17 protein-coding genes are annotated in these 17,354 nt (G+C 35.4%); 6 read left to right on the top strand and 11 right to left on the bottom strand.

Going from position 1 to position 17,354, the window contains the following annotated elements:
- Positions 1-5 precede the first annotated feature (5 nt).
- Positions 6-1,772 (bottom strand): glycoside hydrolase family 13 protein, encoded by a 1,767-nt coding sequence (locus tag IGJ37_RS05620; protein ID WP_047649367.1) that lies wholly within the window; start codon positions 1,770-1,772, stop codon positions 6-8.
- Between the two features lie 259 nt (positions 1,773-2,031).
- Between IGJ37_RS05620 and IGJ37_RS05615 the strand changes: the two genes are divergently transcribed.
- The 3 genes from IGJ37_RS05615 (at position 2,032) to IGJ37_RS05605 (ending at position 5,578) form a co-directional block, all read left to right on the top strand.
- On the top strand, positions 2,032-3,282 hold the full coding sequence (locus IGJ37_RS05615) for an extracellular solute-binding protein (protein ID WP_002382263.1): 1,251 nt from the start codon (positions 2,032-2,034) through the stop codon (positions 3,280-3,282).
- A gap of 85 nt (positions 3,283-3,367) precedes the next feature.
- A complete protein-coding gene (locus IGJ37_RS05610; protein ID WP_002357775.1) occupies positions 3,368-4,711 on the top strand; it encodes a carbohydrate ABC transporter permease in 1,344 nt (447 codons plus the stop codon).
- A 3-nt stretch (positions 4,712-4,714) separates the two neighbouring features.
- Complete coding sequence (locus tag IGJ37_RS05605; RefSeq protein WP_002360454.1) at positions 4,715-5,578, top strand: sugar ABC transporter permease; 864 nt, start codon at positions 4,715-4,717, stop codon at positions 5,576-5,578.
- Positions 5,579-5,615: 37 nt separating this feature from the next.
- Here IGJ37_RS05605 and IGJ37_RS05600 read toward each other — a convergent pair whose 3' ends face one another.
- On the bottom strand, positions 5,616-6,125 hold the full coding sequence (locus IGJ37_RS05600; RefSeq protein WP_002365578.1) for a MarR family winged helix-turn-helix transcriptional regulator: 510 nt from the start codon (positions 6,123-6,125) through the stop codon (positions 5,616-5,618).
- Positions 6,126-6,249: 124 nt separating this feature from the next.
- On the opposite strand from IGJ37_RS05600, the gene IGJ37_RS05595 reads away from it, so the two are divergent.
- The 3 genes from IGJ37_RS05595 (at position 6,250) to IGJ37_RS05585 (ending at position 9,866) form a co-directional block, all read left to right on the top strand.
- Positions 6,250-8,589 (top strand): ATP-binding cassette domain-containing protein, encoded by a 2,340-nt coding sequence (locus tag IGJ37_RS05595; protein WP_002360456.1) that lies wholly within the window; start codon positions 6,250-6,252, stop codon positions 8,587-8,589.
- A 118-nt stretch (positions 8,590-8,707) separates the two neighbouring features.
- A complete protein-coding gene (gene camE, locus IGJ37_RS05590) occupies positions 8,708-9,208 on the top strand; it encodes a plasmid sex pheromone cAM373 precursor (protein WP_002355961.1) in 501 nt (166 codons plus the stop codon).
- Between the two features lie 196 nt (positions 9,209-9,404).
- Complete coding sequence (locus IGJ37_RS05585; RefSeq protein ID WP_002380143.1) at positions 9,405-9,866, top strand: hypothetical protein; 462 nt, start codon at positions 9,405-9,407, stop codon at positions 9,864-9,866.
- 42 nt (positions 9,867-9,908) lie between these two features.
- Here the strand turns inward: IGJ37_RS05585 and trxB are convergent, their stop codons facing one another.
- The 9 genes from trxB to IGJ37_RS05540 form a co-directional block, all read right to left on the bottom strand.
- Positions 9,909-10,823 carry a thioredoxin-disulfide reductase gene (gene trxB, locus IGJ37_RS05580; protein ID WP_002357780.1) on the bottom strand — a complete coding sequence of 305 codons (915 nt, stop codon included), beginning with the start codon at positions 10,821-10,823 and terminating at the stop codon, positions 9,909-9,911.
- A 157-nt stretch (positions 10,824-10,980) separates the two neighbouring features.
- Entirely contained in the window at positions 10,981-11,517 is a 537-nt protein-coding gene (locus tag IGJ37_RS05575) for a hypothetical protein (RefSeq protein WP_252671494.1), read from the bottom strand.
- Positions 11,518-11,564: 47 nt separating this feature from the next.
- Positions 11,565-12,014: a DUF5085 family protein gene (locus IGJ37_RS05570; protein WP_002357782.1), complete on the bottom strand. Its 450-nt coding sequence runs from the start codon at positions 12,012-12,014 to the stop codon at positions 11,565-11,567.
- Between the two features lie 8 nt (positions 12,015-12,022).
- Entirely contained in the window at positions 12,023-12,469 is a 447-nt protein-coding gene (locus IGJ37_RS05565) for a hypothetical protein (protein ID WP_002357783.1), read from the bottom strand.
- Positions 12,470-12,708: 239 nt separating this feature from the next.
- Entirely contained in the window at positions 12,709-13,440 is a 732-nt protein-coding gene (locus IGJ37_RS05560) for a hypothetical protein (protein ID WP_192189747.1), read from the bottom strand.
- The gene (locus tag IGJ37_RS05555) at positions 13,428-14,111 is read right to left on the bottom strand and encodes a hypothetical protein (protein WP_192189748.1); all 684 of its coding nucleotides are present in this window, start codon (positions 14,109-14,111) and stop codon (positions 13,428-13,430) included. Before IGJ37_RS05555 ends, IGJ37_RS05560 begins: the two co-directional genes overlap by 13 nt.
- Positions 14,112-14,704: 593 nt before the next feature.
- Positions 14,705-15,034 (bottom strand): hypothetical protein, encoded by a 330-nt coding sequence (locus IGJ37_RS05550; protein WP_192189749.1) that lies wholly within the window; start codon positions 15,032-15,034, stop codon positions 14,705-14,707.
- Between the two features lie 68 nt (positions 15,035-15,102).
- Positions 15,103-15,828 (bottom strand): hypothetical protein, encoded by a 726-nt coding sequence (locus IGJ37_RS05545; protein WP_192189750.1) that lies wholly within the window; start codon positions 15,826-15,828, stop codon positions 15,103-15,105.
- The gene (locus IGJ37_RS05540; protein WP_192189751.1) at positions 15,804-17,351 is read right to left on the bottom strand and encodes a T7SS effector LXG polymorphic toxin; all 1,548 of its coding nucleotides are present in this window, start codon (positions 17,349-17,351) and stop codon (positions 15,804-15,806) included. Before IGJ37_RS05540 ends, IGJ37_RS05545 begins: the two co-directional genes overlap by 25 nt.
- Between the last annotated feature and the right edge of the window lie 3 nt (positions 17,352-17,354).

Here is a 17,354-nt window from a genome sequence, read left to right as displayed (position 1 = left end):
AATTATTATGCTTGATATAAAAGAAAACCTTTTGGTAAAACCATTATCTGTTCTGAAGCAGTTTCGATAGAAGAACTTAGCAAAACTTCTCGATCAGTTCTATCAACAAATTGTGTCTCTTGGCCAGTATTAAAAATCCCATAGATCGTTTGTTCATCCAAACGACAAGCGAGTCTAATCAACCCCGTTTCAAAAGAAGTGCCTGTCCAATCGATTGTTCCACCAGAAAAAACAGCCGCATACTTTTTGCGAAGGGCAATCAATGATTTTACAAATCCCTTCAAATCCAAATCTTGCTGATTTTCCTCCCAAACCATACAACGACGACAATCAGGATCCATATCACCTGTCATACCAATTTCATCACCATAGTAAAGACAAGGGACGCCTGGTTGAATATACGTAAACGCTAATACTTGGCGCATCAACTCTTTATCCTCTTTCGTTTCATGCAATAAGCGTGGTGTATCGTGGGAATCTAAAACATTAAACTGCATTTGATTCGTTTGTTGTCGATAGAGCATTAACTGGTTGTTCATTTCAGAAAGCATCTTTTCCAAGGACAGTTCTTGCTTGACAAAGTAGCCCATAATCGCATCTGTGTATGCATAATTCATCACTGCATGAAATTCGTCTCCTTGGAGCCAGCTTTGCGACGAGTGCCAAATTTCTCCTAAAATATAAAAATCTTCTTTTGCGTCATCACATGTTTGCCGGAATTTTTTCCAGAACGCATGATCCACTTCGTTTGCCACATCTAAACGCCAGGCGTCAATATCATATTCCTCAATCCAATAACGAGCAATTTCTAAAAGATAGGCTTGCACTTCTGGATTTGCTGTATTTAATTTAGGCATATGCGGAGTGAATGCAAAAGTATCATAGGTAATGTTGCTTGCTTCTTCAAAATCAGCACTTTCTTCATAGCTAGCTGGAAACTCATTTACGTGGAACCAATCGGCATAAATTGAGTCCTGGCCATTTTTTAACACATCTTGCCATTGAGGCGAAGTGTCCCCCATATGGTTAAAAACGGCGTCCAACATAATCTTGATGCCCCGTCGATGACACTCTTCGACTAAACGCTTAAAGGTAGCGCCATCACCAAAAGCTGGGTCAATTTTTAAATAATCAATCGTATCATATTTGTGATTAGAAAACGCTTCAAAAATCGGGCAAAAATATAAGCCGTTAACACCTAAATCTTCAATGTAATCAAGATGATCTAGCACCCCTTGCAAATCCCCACCAAAAAAATCTTGTCGATCTGGTCTTTTAGATCCCCACGGCAACGTCCCTTCAGGATCATTGGCGGGATCACCATTTGCAAAACGCTCTGGAAATATTTGATACCAAACCGTTTCTTTTACCCATTCAGGTGCTTTAAAACGATCGATTTCATGAAAATACGGCATCCGAAAATAATTATTCGCCATCGCTAAATACTTTTCTTCTAAAGGATAAATGCCGTGTTCGCCATAAAACGCCGTCAAGCCATCCGTCCCTACTAAAGTAAAAGCATATGAAAGGCGTTTAAATTTTGCACTTAATGCAATAAACCAGTAATCATATAACTCCGTAGATACTAACTTCTTCATTGTTAACGACTGTTGGTACCACTTTTCTTTCCCTAAAAGATAAGGATCTCCTTGCACTAATTGGACAGAGGCAATGTCGCCTTTTGCCGTACGCAAACGAATATGCATTGTTTCTTCTGTATAAAGATAAGCAAATTCACTTTCTGGACGATGGTAGATTGCAGCAGTGTTCATTTAATTCTCTCCTTTAATTGTCGCTTTTCGTGTATTTTCTAATACTCGAACACATTTTAGCGCAAACGATTGCATTTGTATACCCTTTTTTATTTTTTTATTTAAAACGCTTAATTAGTGGTATACACCACTTTAAACAAACAGTATGTTATTTATAACAAAAAAACTTTTTTAACTTTCTCGATGAAAAACACTTGATTATTTCCGCAATCGGTTGCATAATAAGACTTGTAAAAAATAATTTTTGGAGGGTTCAAAAATGAAAGCGAATTGGAAAAAGATTTTAATGGGCGGTATCCTTTTAAGTGCTTCCGCGGTTTTACTTACTGCCTGTGGTGGCGCAGAAAAAACGAAAGCTGAAAATGAAAGCGGTTCAGCAAATAAAGCAGCTGGTGACGTAAAATTATGGGTTGATACTGAATATATGGGCGTCTTTAAAAAAGTTGTCGCCGATTTTGAAAAAGAAAACCCCGATATTAAAGTTAACTTAACTGCTGGAAATTCGGCAGATGCTAAAAAAGACATTGCAAAAGATCCTAAAGCTGCCGCAGATGTTTTCATGATGCCACATGATCAAATTGGTCAAATGGCAGAAGCTGGTCTGATTTACCCTAACACAAAATATGAAAAAGAAGTCAAAGAAAACAATATCGACTCGGCAGTAGCAGGAGTCACTTGGAAAGACAAAGTCTATGCCTACCCTTATGCCGTAGAGTCACAAGTTCTTTATTATAACAAAGATACGTATTCTCCAGAGGAAATCAAAACTTGGAAGTCTTTAACTGAAAAAGGCAAAATCGGTACCAATTTTGGCGAAGATGGCGCAAATTATATCTTCGGTCCTCTATTTATGAGTAACGGCGATTACTTATATGGTGAAAATGGCGAAGATCCAAAAGGTACCAACTTTAACAACCAACAAGGTATAGAAGTATTACAATGGATTGCCGATCAAAAAAATAATCCTGGTGTGATCCAATCAAATACAGAAGCATTGTCTAATCTAGGTTCTGGCAAAACGGATGCCTTCCTTTCTGGCCCTTGGTCTAAAAACGATGTAGAAAAAGCTCTTGGCGACAAAATGGGGGCCGCTGCCTACCCAACCATTGATTTTGGCAATGGAGAAAAACAAATGAAAGCTTTCTTGGGCGTTCGTAGTTTTGCTGTCAACCAACAAACACAAGCACCATTGGCCGCAATGACATTAGCAAACTATTTAACCAGCGAAAAAGCACAAATGACTTACTTTAAAGAAATCGGTTTTGTCCCTTCAAACAAAAAATTACAAACAAACGAAGAAATTACACAAGATACTGTTGCAAAAGCTATCTTAGAAATGGCGCAACCAACCCACTCTGTGGTAATGCCAAAAATCCCAGAAATCGTTTCATTCTGGCCTGCGATGGATGCAGTGATCAATGATACGTACAAAGGCAATATCAAACCTGCGGATTATCAAGCAAAATTAGATAAATTAGTCCAAGACACATCAAAAGAAGCAAAAGAATAAAAAGAGTAAAGAAATGGGACGAGCTTCAATCTGCTGTCCCATTTCCTCTATCTTTTTTATTTAAGTAGAAAGTGAGTGAACGAAGATGTTCAAGAAAAAGAAAGCCCAGACGTCATTTCGAGAGGTCTTTAAAAAAGGCGACTTCGCTACAAAACTATCTTTTTTAGTTATGGGTGCTGCAAACTTCGCCAACAAGCAGTGGTTAAAGGGAATCATCTTTTTAACAGCTGAAATTGGCTTTATCTATTGGTTAATCCGTAATGGTTTCCACGCATTAATGATGCTAGGAACACTAGGGACCCAACAGCAAGGATTAGTATATGATGATTCTTTAGGGATTGAAGTTCTAAAAGAAGGCGATAATTCAATGCTCTTATTATTATTCGGAATTGCAGCAATTTTAGTCTGTTTATCGCTAATCATTTTATATGTAATCAATTTAAAAAGCGCCCGTCACCTATATGAATTAAAGACAGCCGGCAAAAAAATTCCAACAACTATGGATGATTTACGTAGCTTGTTAAACGAACGTTTTCATGCAACTTTAATGACGATCCCCTTACTAGGCGTTCTTTTCTTTACCATCTTGCCGTTGTTATATATGATTTCAATTGCCTTTACCAACTACGACCATAACCATTTGCCACCGAAAAACCTTTTTACTTGGGTTGGATTGGCAAATCTAGGCAATGTAATCACAGGCGATATGGCTTCAACGTTCTTTCCAGTACTTGGCTGGACCTTGATTTGGGCTGTTTTCGCAACCGCAACTTGTTTCTTTTTTGGAATCATTTTAGCCTTGCTTATTAATACAAAAGGCTTAAAATATAAAGCGTTTTGGCGGACTATTTTTGTTATCACGATGGCCGTACCTCCGTTTGTTTCACTTTTAATTATGCGAAACCTCTTAAATGGTTCCGGACCTATCAATGCTCTGTTGTTAAACTGGGGCTTAATCGATTCTTCTATCCCCTTCTTAACAGATCCGAATTGGGCAAAATTAACCATTATTGTTGTCAATATGTGGATTGGTATTCCTGCTACGATGTTAATCTCTACAGGGATTATCCAAAATCTTCCTGAAGATCAAATCGAAGCAGCTAGAATTGACGGTGCCAATAAATGGCAAATTTTTAAAAGTATTACATTTCCACAAATTCTATTTGTGATGACCCCGGCGCTGATTCAACAGTTTATTGGCAACATCAATAACTTCAATGTCATTTATCTATTAACAGGCGGTGGGCCAGCCAATTCTAACTTCTACGGTGCAGGCTCAACTGACCTTTTAGTTACCTGGCTATACAAATTGACTGTCGATACAATGGATTACAATTTAGCCTCTGTGATTGGTATTTTAATCTTCATTCTCTCCGCAGTCTTCAGTTTAATTGCCTATACACGGACGAATTCATTTAAGGAGGCGTAACTTATGGCTAAAGCAAAAAGTTACCAGAAAAAACAACGCACTGCACTTACCAGCGTTTACATCATTCTAACCATTTTAGCAGTTTTTTGGATGTTCCCCATTGTGTGGATTATCTTAACAAGTTTTCGTGGCGAAGGCGGTGCATTTGTTCCCTATATCATTCCCAAAACATTCACTTTAGAAAATTATAAAGTATTATTAACAAATCAGACTGGCAACTTCCCCTTTGTCCGTTGGTTTTTGAACACCTTGTTCGTCTCCATCGCAAGCTGTCTGTTATCAACTTTTATTACAATCGCAATGGCTTATGCGCTGTCACGGTTGCGTTTCCGCTTAAGAAAACCATTTTTAAAAGTGGCGCTCGTTTTAAATATGTTCCCTGGTTTTATGAGCATGATTGCCGTTTACTATATTTTAAAAGCCTTAAATTTAACTGAAAGTTTATTCGCTTTAATTCTGGTTTACTCTGCAGGCTCGGCGCTAGGTTTTTACATCGCCAAAGGTTTCTTCGATACCATTCCGATGGCTTTAGACGAATCGGCTATGATTGACGGTGCCAACAAGTGGCAAATTTTCACAAAAATTACGTTGCCATTGTCGAAACCAATTATTGTCTATACTTCTTTAACCGCCTTCATGGGCCCTTGGATGGATTTTATTTTCGCAAAAGTTATTATGGGTGATAAAGTTGAAAATTACACCGTTGCGATTGGTCTCTTTTCGATGATGACCAAATCAACAGCCAATTCACTATTCATGGCTTTTACAGCAGGATGTGTGCTAATTGCCATTCCAATTACTATTTTATTTATATTAATGCAACGTTTCTATGTAGAAGGCGTGACTTCTGGCTCTGTCAAAGGCTAGAAAAAACATCGTTTGGTTTATAGCCAAACGATGTTTTTTATTTTTTGGCGTTGTTTTCCTTACACGTTTTTCTTCGTAGCGCTTGATAATTAGACAAAATTTTCATGACCGCCAAAAAGTGTTGATTGACCTCTTGATAATCCTCTAAGGAAAGAACACTAAGCGTTTCAGATAGTTGCTGTTTTACTTGATTTTCTTTTTGCTTAAAGAGCTTCTCGCCTTCTTTTGTCGTATAAACATTAACCACGCGGCGATTTTCTTGATTATGGCGACGTTGAACAATCGCTCGTTCTTCTAACCCCGCAATAGAGCGACTCACTTGAACTTTCGACGTTCCTACTTGGTTGGCTAACTCCGTCATACTAATTCCTTCATTTGTTGCCACAATTAATAAAATTAACATGTCTAACTTGGTTAATTTTAGATCCTCCAAGTCTAGGTCTTTAAAAAGCAATTGGCTCATATATGAAAAAATTTCAGTAAAGACACTAATATCTAAATTTGATGAATGCTTCTCTTTATCCATATGTTCTCCCTCGTTTCCCACCTAGTGTATACTAAATTCACTTGATTATCAAATGGTAATGATTGATTTTTGTTAACTATTATGTTACGTTATACACTAACTTAAGGTTGTGTTGTTGATAAATTGGAAGAAGGATGCGAAAAATATGCTAGAACTCAAAGAGATAAAAAAATATTATACTGTCGGCGGAACGACCACTAAAGCTTTAGATGGCGTCTCTGTCGCTTTTCGAAAACAAGAATTTGTAGCCATTCTGGGTCCCAGCGGCTCTGGTAAAACGACGATGTTGAATGTGATTGGCGGATTGGACAATTACGATTCTGGTGACTTAATCATTAACGGAAAATCAACAAAAAATTTTAAAGAAGCCGACTGGGATGCTTATCGGAATAACTCAATTGGTTTTATTTTTCAAAGTTACAACTTAATTAGTCATCAAGGGATTCTGGATAATGTCGAGCTTGGTATGACACTGAGTGGTATTTCAAAAGCAGAAAGACGCCAAAAAGCCGAAGATGCACTCATCCGTGTCGGTTTGAAGGACCATATCCATAAAAAACCTTCCCAATTATCTGGCGGTCAAATGCAACGGGTTGCCATTGCTCGTGCTTTAGCTAACGATCCCGATATTTTACTTTGTGACGAACCAACTGGTGCATTGGATTCAGAAACTAGCCTGCAAATTATGGCACTTATCCAAGAACTTTCGAAAGAAAAATTAGTCATTATGGTGACCCACAATCCTGAATTAGCTCATGAATACGCTGATCGAATTATTGAATTTTCAGATGGCCAAATTCGGCATGACTCGCGTCCTCATATTGAACATGAAAAAAAAGAACCTTTCGAATTGAAACGCACCAAAATGAAATTCACGACTGCGCTGCGTTTATCTTTTAATAATATCCGCACTAAAAAAGGGCGAACTTTTTTAACCGCCTTTGCTTCAAGTATCGGAATTATCAGTATCGCGATTGTCCTTTCTCTTTCAACAGGATTCCAGAAACAAATTGATAAAACTCAGTCGGAAACGTTAGCGCAATTTCCGATTACCATTTCTAAAATAGCGACAGATCAAGATCCAGAAAGTTTCAACAATCAGGACAAAAAAGGCACCTTCCCGAAAGAAAAAGAAGTGACTGCTAAAATTAGCGATGCAGACCGTGCGCAACACACGAATTTAATTGATCAAAAGTTTATTGACTATGTCAATCACATTGATCCTGAATTAAGTAATAATATCGGCTATACTCGTCTAGTCAATATGAACCTATTAAGAGAAATCAACGGGAAAGCACAAGCTGTCAAATTTTCAAACGATGCACCCGACGGCCAATCAAACGCGATGGCTTCTATGATGGCTGCCCAAACTGGCGTCGGCGTTTCTGCTTTTCCTAAACAACTAGAAAATGGAAAAAACAATTTCTTAAAAGACAATTACTCGTTGCTTGAAGGAAATTATCCAGAAAAAGAAACCGATGTCGTTTTAATCGTCGATAGTAACAATACCACCAATATTAATGCTTTAAAAAATCTTGGCTTTGACGTGAAAGACAATCAAAAGATTGCCTTTTCAGACATTGTTGGCACAAAAATGAAATTAGCCAATAATAATGCATTTTACACCAAATTACCGACAGGCAACTTCATTCCTAACCAAGATTTGCAAGCTGTTTACGATAATCCAGAAAATACCGAATTAACAATTTCAGGGATTTTGAGAATTAAAGATTCTTCAACAATGAATCTATTAGCACCTGGAATTGCTTATAGCGATGCACTTTCAACTAATATGATTGCCAAAAACAAAACCTCTGACATTGTTAAAGCGCAAGAAGCCAGCAACACTAACGTTATGACTAACGAAACATTAGATGCTTCCGCGAAAGAAAATCTGTTGTCTTATTTAGGAGCGAATGAAATCCCTTCAAGTATTATGATTTATCCAAACGACTTCAAATCAAAAGATAAAATTCTTGATTATTTAGATGCTTATAACAAAGGAAAAGATAAAAAAGACCAAATCATCTATTCTGATTTAGCTGGAACAATGACCCGCTTAACAGGTGGTTTAATGGATGCCATCACTTATGTGCTGATTGCATTTGCTGGGATTTCCCTTGTTACAAGTATGATTATGATTGGGATTATCACCTATACTTCTGTCATTGAGCGGACCAAAGAAATCGGTATCCTGAAAGCGTTAGGAGCTCGTAAAAAAGATATTACCCGGGTGTTCGATGCCGAAACTGCTATTTTAGGCGTTGCCTCTGGTATTCTTGGTGTTGTGATTGCCTTTCTCGCAACATTTCCGATCAATGCAGTGCTCTATAACCTGACTGATTTAGAAAATGTTGCCACCTTAAATCCAATTCACGGGATTATTTTGATTGTAATTAGCACAATCTTAACCATGATTGGTGGCCATATTCCTGCCCGAATGGCAGCGAAAAAAGATGCGGCAGTTGCTTTACGTGCAGAATAAATAACAAAAAATAATCCTTTAATTTCTCTTAAAGGATTATTTTTTGTTTGTAATTTTTATAAAACCACCGTATACTAAATGATTGTGAATGCTTAATAAAAAGAAACGAGGTAATTTCATGTTAAAAAAACCATTTTTACTATTTTTTTCACTTTTAGGAGCTATTTTTATTTTAGCTAGTTGTGGCATAGGAAAAGATGCTGTCACTGATACTAAGTACAAAGTTAGTTTGCAGCAAGCTGCTGAAATCTACGAAAAAGAAGCTGGTAACAGCAAACCATTAGTAAATGTCCAATTTGATACAGAACCAGCAAGTGACTACAGCTATATCTTTACCAACGAGACAGAAACACTTTACGTGAATCCTGAAACAGGAAAAGTCACCAAAAATACTGAAGCAAATCAACTTGGCGAAAACGAGACAGCCTTTTCAGCTGCTGAAGTCAAAGAATTAGGCGCTGTTAACGACGTTTTAGCCAAAGCAAAAAAAGAAGTTGGAGGACTTTCTCCACGTATTTTGACTTGGAAGTTAACCAAAAATAACAATAAACTTGTTTATACAGTAGATGTTAAAACGACTACGGCAGATGAAAAAGTTACCTTAGATGCCAATAAATAAGCACAAGCGTATAACTTATCACGAAATAACCAAATCTTAAAATACTCTTTGGGACAGAAACTACGCATTAGGAAACCTTAACATTTTCCGAAGCCGATCGTTCTGTCCCAATTTCATTCTTTTAAGTAATAATAATTGTTCGTTACCCCTGCTACCGTTATACTTAGTTTAAAAGAAAAGATGGGAGTATCAATTCATGGTTTATACAGTTGATTTTAAAGAAGTAGCCACTATTGGTTTAGAAAGTTCACCAGTGGCACCTGCCCTTGCTGGACTAAGAGCGAATGAAGCTCGCTATTTTTGGAATAAATACAAACATCGCTTTACGACCGTCCCTGCCTCTGAAGCTCCAGAAACATTGGCCTGGATTGAAAAAATTTTATTAGAACGAGAATTACATTTCCCTTACAAGCCACTTGAAATTTCTTCTTTCACTTTAGATGGCATAAAAATAGCCTATGTATTTTATGAAAACGGCTTAGCAGTTAACGTGATGTACACATTAGCTGAGGAAGGCAAACGTGCCGTTGGGTTTAAACTTTCAGATGGTATGGCAATCCCTGCAGAATTTGAAGGAAAATTCAAATTTGCTCGTCAAAAATCAAAATTAGCTGGAACCATTCGCGGCTCTTATTTTGTCATTAAAGGAACCTATTAAAAAAATGCTTTTGCCCTTATTATTAAAGGCAAAAGCATTTTTTTATTTTAATTCTTCAATATAGTTAAATACTTGTTGTCCAGCAATACCGCCTTCACCGACCGCTGTCGTGATTTGACGCAATGTTTTTTCACGGACATCACCAATGGCATAAACACCAGGAATTTTTGTTCTCATTTCTTGGTCTGTTTCAATCCAACCAGCCTCATTCGTAATACCAGCTTTCTTAAATGGTTCTGTTAATGGATCTAGCCCCACGTAAATGAACACGCCGTTTGCTTCAATTTCAGAAACTTCATCTGTTTTGACATTCCGTGCTTTCACACCTGTCACAACCATTTCATTGCCAACAATTTCTTCGACAACTGTATCCCAAACAAAGGAAATCTTTTCATTTGCAAAGGCACGATCTTGAATGATTTTTTGCGCACGCAATTCATCACGACGGTGAACAATCACTACTTCAGAAGCAAATTGTGTTAAATAGATTGCTTCTTCAACTGCAGAATCGCCGCCGCCAACGACTACTAAGCGTTTATTTTTAAAGAAAGCACCATCACAAACGGCACAATAAGAAACACCACGGCCAGCAAATTCTTCTTCGCCTTTTACACCCAATTTTCGGTGTTCACAGCCTGTTGCAATAATTACCGCTTTAGCTTCATAAGATTTGTCATCACAAATCACTTCTTTATAGGATCCGTGGTCTTCAATGCCCATCACAATACCATACGCATTTTCCGTACCAAATTTTTCTACATTTTCATACATTTTATAGGCCAATTCTGGACCCATAATAGAATCAAAGCCTGGGTAATTCTCTACCTCAGCAGTGTTGTTCATTTGCCCACCAGGCGCACCGCGTTCAATCATCAATACAGAAAGATTGGACCGTGATGCATAAAGTGCTGCCGTCATCCCAGCAGGACCGGCACCAATGATAATTACATCATACATTTTATTTCCCCCAAAATTTTAAGTAAGTTTACTTTACTCCTTAAACAATTTCTTGTCTACTTTTCTGCCCTTTTTTGACATTCGGAGTAGGTGTGTCTATTACGTAAGTTATTGTACCACGGTTTTGTGTTTTCTAGGAGGGGGAATGAAGATTAATTTAGCTATTGTATTTAAACCAGAATTCTTCAATTTTTTCTTTGAATGCTATCGTTGGATAATTCCCTCTTAAATCAAAAGTGTGTCTATCATCATCACTAAATTTTATTTGATAATTATAAATAACCTCACTTTCCATTTGTCTGAAAAGTCCTACATCAATGACCTCCGACCAACTACGCACTATTAGAAATCCCTTTTCATGATATGACAAACCATGACTGTCCATTCTATATAAAATGCCACCATATTTTCTGATATACTTAGTCTCATTAATCCCGGTTTCGATTATCAAAAAAGCAAACATACATATTAATTTAAGTAAGGATAAAGCACTGATTAGTATAGCCACTACTGTTAAAAAAACAAAAAAAATTATATTACTTGTCACTGGATTTTTATAGAGTGAAAAGTAAAACCATACCAAGCAAATAAGTGTGACAAAAATAACACCTAGTCCTATACCAATTTTTTTGTACCCATCTGCCTTAGTCAGTCTCACTTCAAATATCTCTTCCTCATTTATAAGCAAACTCAAACTTTTCTCTCCTCTTTCCTTACGAGAAAACTCTAATCAGTTCAAAACTATTTAATACCAATCATCAAATCAGTGTATACCTTATTATCTATTACTTGCGGACAATAGAAAATTGGTGAAACAATTGTCAAATCTTCCTGAACAACTATAGTGATTAACTCTTCTAATGCTTTAGAGAATTCAGATAACTTATCGCCTTTTGCTCTAGTTGCTAACATATTGTTCACCTGAAAATAAGATTGGAAACGATATTCAGCTGGAAGATTCTCTTGGCATTCTTCATTGACAGGTAAAAAAACTTGAATCAGCAATTCTTCTTCACGAATGTCAGAATTCATTGAATAGAAAAAGCTGTCTGATAAAGAATAATCTGCTTCAAAAATTGTTTCCAAAGCATCTTCTAAACAACGACCCATCTCCTCTGAAGTCGTTACATAATAACGACTGATGACATTTTGATAATGTAATGATTGTTTATAGCCAATTGTTTTTCTCATTTTTTCACCTACTCTTTTGTTGGGATTAAAACATCTACCCAATATTCATCATAAACTAAGGTCATTACCAACAATAATTTATCATCAAATTCAATCTTTTGTTCCAGCAAGTAATCCGTCATTTCCTCAATATTAGCGCCAAGTTCATCATCAAAAGGAATTCTTTTACGAACTAGATGATCATAATGAATATTTTCTACAGTAAAAATCTCGCCACTTTCAACTGGCTCATTCACAGGAATATAAAATTTATACGTTTGTTCTTCTTCACTTAATTCAGTTGGTTTTAGTTCAATCATTGTTGGTCCATTTTTATAAAAACCTTCTTCATAAGTTAATTCTTCTGATTGTAAAATTAAATCCACTAATTGATCTGTTGTTGCTCGTTTTTCAATATACACTAAATTGTTCATTTCCAATGAAACTTTTTCAATCATCTTTTTCCCTCTTTTCATTAAATTAATTTCCTAAAATCGATCTATTTTTAAATTTTTCAATACCTACCAATTCCTTTGATTGAATCTTTGAAGGCTGGTTTTAAGCCTCCTTGCGTGCTTGGAGTCAAGTAAAGTCTTTGCCTTTTCTCATATCGTTATCAATGCCAGTTAATTTATCAAACTTACTCAACCATTTCCCGGCTTTTTTGATGACTAAAGTGCCGTCTGACATTCGTTTAATTCTGGAAGAAATATAGTTATTTTTTGGTTCTCTTGTTCTTCATCATTTCAATGGAATTTCCATATATAGATTTGTTTAGGTCAATCTCTGGTGGTTTCTTCCAATATCGTATTACGCGAGGGAAATGGAAAATTCCAACACATAAAAAACTACTTATTGCCATTAACATTCCAGTATGAAGAAGATTTTCATTATTTATTTGAGTTGCTAAAACAATCAAAATACCACCTATTATTGTTATCAAATTTATATAGTAATTGGCTCCTTTATCTCGAATAGACAAATTTGATTTAGACAGCGAAATACTCACCAGTATAAAATTATATAGAACCTCTATAGTTACAAGAATGATTACAAAAAACAATTTAAAGATAAAAGTTTCATAAGACCCATTCACTAAAGAAGTTAATAAAGCGACTATACATACACAAAAGAACATTCCCGAAAAATACAAACCTAAAGCAAAATATTTCTGAAATTCAATTTTTTTATCAAATAAAAGAAAGCCCATGATATTAAATAAAATAATTAATATCATTAAGTACGAAAAAGTATTGATAAAACTATTAGATGCCTTAGATATAACTCCTTCTGAATTTCCTGCCCACTTACCCACTAACCAAAAAATAAGAAAGGAAAAATAAGATCCTACAACAATCAAAAAAGATTTTTTTGTATATATTTTTTTGCTAGTTTTTTTATAAAAGTTTGGAAGGAAGTTTTTAAAGATTTCTTTTATTTGAACCATCCAGACACTCCTTTTATCATTGAATTAATTGCCCCTTTAGCTTTTTCCGTAAATTTATTATCTTTATCTACTTTATTTACAAGCCAACCAACTCCCATCCCTGCTACCACAACTCCCCATACAGGTGTTCCAACTATAGCCAAAGCTGCCCCAGCCGCTCCTATCGCCACTTTCCCGACATCCATCAATGCACCGCCAACTTTACTTGCGGTAAATTCATGCCCTTTCAAGCCATCTTTTCTGGCTTGTTTTTCACTCTTGCTTATTCCTTGCACGACATCTATAGCTCCTAAGGCTATGTTCAACCCTGGCACAATTTTTCCTGCACCTTTTGCATTGACTAATGATTTGGCATCTTTCACAACACCATTAATCCCAAAACTTACGCTTTTTTTCAACGCACCACCAGCACTCTTTAAAGTTCCTTTACCAATACCTTTAACTGATTCTTTAAAGGCTTGTTTTGATCCTTTTAATACAACATTTTTATCCACTAACTTCAATTTATCTAGTAATGAATCACCTAAATCAGTAAACTGTTTTAAGCCTCCTGAGGTGCTTAGTCGAGTAAAGTCTTTGCCTTTTCTCATATATTTATCAATTCCGGTTAGTTTATCAAACTTACTCAACCATTTCCCGGCTTTTTTGATGACTAAAGTACCGTCTGACATTCGTTTAATTCTGGAAGAAATATAGCTATTTTTTGGTTCTCTTGTTCTTCATCATTTCAATGGAATTACCATAGATTGACGTTTGATCATTATTCGAATTATTTGGTTTCCACAGAAGAAGGATTCTATTTAAATGAATAGTTGCTAAAAGAAGAGTCATGATTAAAATACATGCACAACCTAAGATTCCCAAAAACCAATTATCTGTAAAATCTGATATAAACAGAAATACTATCCCTAATAAACTAACTCCATTGAGCAGAAAGTTAAAAAATTTATCTCTTATTTTATAATTATTTTTGATAACTGAGCGTTTAATAGAGAATAGATATAAAATTTCAGCTATTACAAATGTAACTAAAGTAGCTATACTAACTTCGACAAAAGTTTCAAAAGAATTATCTAATAAAAATGATATACAACCTAGTATCAAAAATATATCCACTATCATAGATACATAGAAAAAAATTCCTGCCCACTTATTTATACTGCTTTTGAAAACATAATTTAAATATATACTTATATTTACAACTATTATAAATATAGTGATAAAGGTTAATATATCTAGAAATAGCTTGTCAATTACTATATCATTACCAAATACATAATAAAAAATCTGCAATAAGAATGTAGCTAAAAGTATATACAAGCCTCTTTTTATTGTTCTGGTTGTTATTTTTTTCTTGCTCCTTATTTTGTATTGATTTGGAATGTAATTTTTTATTATATCTTTCATTTCCCCACCCCCGAATGCCTTTTATCATTGAATTAACTCCATGTTTTAAATTTTCTGTTGCTTTAAACTTCTTATCTAAGAAATTTATTTCCCAGGACATTGCAATACCTGCTCCTACCACGCCCACAACAGGAGCGCCAAAAAATCCTGCTACAGCACCTGCCGCTCCTATCGCCGCCGTGGTCACTGACACTTTTCCAATATTTACCAATACCTTGTTATTTTTTCCGATTCAATTAATAGCTTTACCAACCATTATTTTTTGTTTATCTTCTTCATCATTTCAATTGAATTGCCATATACAGAGGCATTTTCATTTTTTTCTGGTTCTTTTTTCCAATATTTCAACACTCTTGGTATATGATATACAGCAATAATTTGTAAAACGGATAATATTAAAACACAACCTATATATAAATAATTATAATCATCAGATATTTGAGAAACGGCAGCTAAAGCAATAGCTACACCAGATAATGCATTTATATAATAATTTGCATATTTATCTCTGTAATTCATGTTATTTTTTACTAAAGATAAGCTCACCAAAATGCTATTTATTAACACTCCTACTATCCATAATACATTTAAAATCAAACTACCTTTAACTATCAGCTTTATGGGATTCTCAATTAAAAATCCTAAAACGATTAAAACAAAATACAAAAATATGATACCTGATATATATGCGATACAGGCGCTAATATTTTTTGTTTTTTCCCTTTTCATCAAAAATATCCCTAACAGATTTAACAATATAATAACTAAGCCACTAATTATTACAAAATTTTTAAAGTTAATAGATACTACACTAAAATTAGATTTTAAATTTTCTGAAATGCTAATCATAACTAAAAAAAACTCTATTACTAAATATCCCCCTATTAAACTAAAAAATGATTTAGCATTGTAATCTTTTTTTGATACTTTTTTGTAAAAACTTGGGATAAAATTTTTCAATATTTCTTTTGTTTGAACCATCCAGACACTCCTTTTATCATTGAATTAACGGCTTTCTTTCCCATGCTAGTTATTCCTATTCGCTTATCGGCTTCTGCTATAGCTAGAGAAGCTAATATACCTCCTCCAACAACTACCCATACAGGAGCACTTGCAGCTGCAATTAAACCTCCGACCGCTCCTATCGCCGCCGTGGTCACCGCTACTTTCCCGACATCCACCAATGCACCACCCACTTTACTTGCGGTAATTTCTTGCCCTTTCAATCCGTCTTTTCTGGCTTGTTTCTCACTCTTACTGATTCCTTGAACGACATCTACAGCTCCTAAAGCTATGTTCAACCCTGGCACAATTTTTCCTGCACCTTTTGCATTGACTAATGCTTTGGCATCTTTCACAACACCATTAATCCCAAAACTTACGCTTTTTTTCAACGCACCACCAGCACTCTTTAAAGTTCCTTTGCCAATTCCTTTAACTGATTCTTTGAATGCTTGTTTTGATCCTTTTAATACAACATTTTTATCCACTAACTTCAATTTATCTAGTAATGAATCACCTAAATCAGTAAACTGTTTTAAGCCTCCTGAGGTGCTTAGTCGAGTAAAGTCTTTGCCTTTTCTCATATATTTATCAATTCCGGTTAGTTTATCAAACTTACTCAACCATTTCCCAGCTTTTTTGATGACTAAAGTGCCGTCTGACATTCTTTTAATTCTGGAAGAAATGTATAAATTTTTAACATGCTTTGTCCACCGCTTCCCTTCTTTTATAGAACCTGCCAACGAACTATTTATCAATTTATCCAATTCCTGCAAATCTGCTTCGGTTAGATTCCCGTTCATGGCTGCTAAGAGTGGATGTTCTTTTTTAAACTCAAGTTTTTCTTCTTTTTTTACAGTTTTATGCGCTTCTTTTATTTCATTTTTAAATGTTTTATCCGTAAATATTTCCAATGATTTGGGATTGCTATAGCTTAATCCTCCGACGTTCGTGATTTGACTAGATTGTTGGGCTAGTTTGTCTTTGACAGTACTGCCTGCTTTGCGTCCGTTAAAAGTGTCCATGCCTTTCAGCGTTTCCGTCAAGACTTTCTTAGCCTCTTCCATTTTTTTATTAAATTGATTGGATGGTGCGGAAATAGGGACGATATGTGCCACAGAACTGTAGATGTTGCTAATTTTCTTATCTAATTTCGCAAAATTTGATAACGGTGTTGAAAATTTTCCTTTCGCTTCATTTAAGGCATCTGTATCAATGATGGCTGATTCACTATTTTCCTTCACACTAGCTTTAAAATCACTAATTGTTTTTTCCATTTCTTGTGCTATTGTATGTAAAAGATCATAATAATTGGTTAGCATCGGTAGTTGGTAATTACCAATTTCACCATTAATAGCTGTTTTGACTTTTCCAGATAAAGCATCGCTTCCTTGGACTGTTTTCCAATCGCTTTTGGCACGATTGATTTCTGCTTGTAGTTTATTTCTGGAAGAAGTAATTTTGTTTTTAGCTTCCATCACTTCACGCATATTAATTTTCATTTG

Origin of the sequence: Enterococcus sp. AZ104 (assembly GCF_050546705.1) — a bacterium.
GTDB classification, from domain to species: domain Bacteria; phylum Bacillota; class Bacilli; order Lactobacillales; family Enterococcaceae; genus Enterococcus; species Enterococcus faecalis.
The sequence above is the reverse complement of the archived record's forward strand: the minus strand, read 5'-3'. Positions and strand labels throughout refer to the sequence as shown.

Coding starts and splice junctions, on each gene's coding strand:
- IGJ37_RS05620 (WP_047649367.1), bottom strand. CDS start 1,772: ATGAACACTGCTGCAATCTACCATCGTCCAGAAAGTGAATTTGCTTAT.
- IGJ37_RS05570 (WP_002357782.1), bottom strand. CDS start 12,014: ATGAGAAAAACAATTGGCTATAAACAATCATTACATTATCAAAATGTC.
- IGJ37_RS05610 (WP_002357775.1), top strand. CDS start 3,368: ATGTTCAAGAAAAAGAAAGCCCAGACGTCATTTCGAGAGGTCTTTAAA.
- IGJ37_RS05560 (WP_192189747.1), bottom strand. CDS start 13,440: ATGGTTCAAATAAAAGAAATCTTTAAAAACTTCCTTCCAAACTTTTAT.
- IGJ37_RS05545 (WP_192189750.1), bottom strand. CDS start 15,828: ATGGTTCAAACAAAAGAAATATTGAAAAATTTTATCCCAAGTTTTTAC.
- IGJ37_RS05595 (WP_002360456.1), top strand. CDS start 6,250: ATGCTAGAACTCAAAGAGATAAAAAAATATTATACTGTCGGCGGAACG.
- IGJ37_RS05615 (WP_002382263.1), top strand. CDS start 2,032: ATGAAAGCGAATTGGAAAAAGATTTTAATGGGCGGTATCCTTTTAAGT.
- IGJ37_RS05565 (WP_002357783.1), bottom strand. CDS start 12,469: ATGAAAAGAGGGAAAAAGATGATTGAAAAAGTTTCATTGGAAATGAAC.
- IGJ37_RS05585 (WP_002380143.1), top strand. CDS start 9,405: ATGGTTTATACAGTTGATTTTAAAGAAGTAGCCACTATTGGTTTAGAA.
- camE (WP_002355961.1), top strand. CDS start 8,708: ATGTTAAAAAAACCATTTTTACTATTTTTTTCACTTTTAGGAGCTATT.
- IGJ37_RS05540 (WP_192189751.1), bottom strand. CDS start 17,351: ATGAAAATTAATATGCGTGAAGTGATGGAAGCTAAAAACAAAATTACT.
- IGJ37_RS05555 (WP_192189748.1), bottom strand. CDS start 14,111: ATGTCAGACGGTACTTTAGTCATCAAAAAAGCCGGGAAATGGTTGAGT.
- trxB (WP_002357780.1), bottom strand. CDS start 10,823: ATGTATGATGTAATTATCATTGGTGCCGGTCCTGCTGGGATGACGGCA.
- IGJ37_RS05605 (WP_002360454.1), top strand. CDS start 4,715: ATGGCTAAAGCAAAAAGTTACCAGAAAAAACAACGCACTGCACTTACC.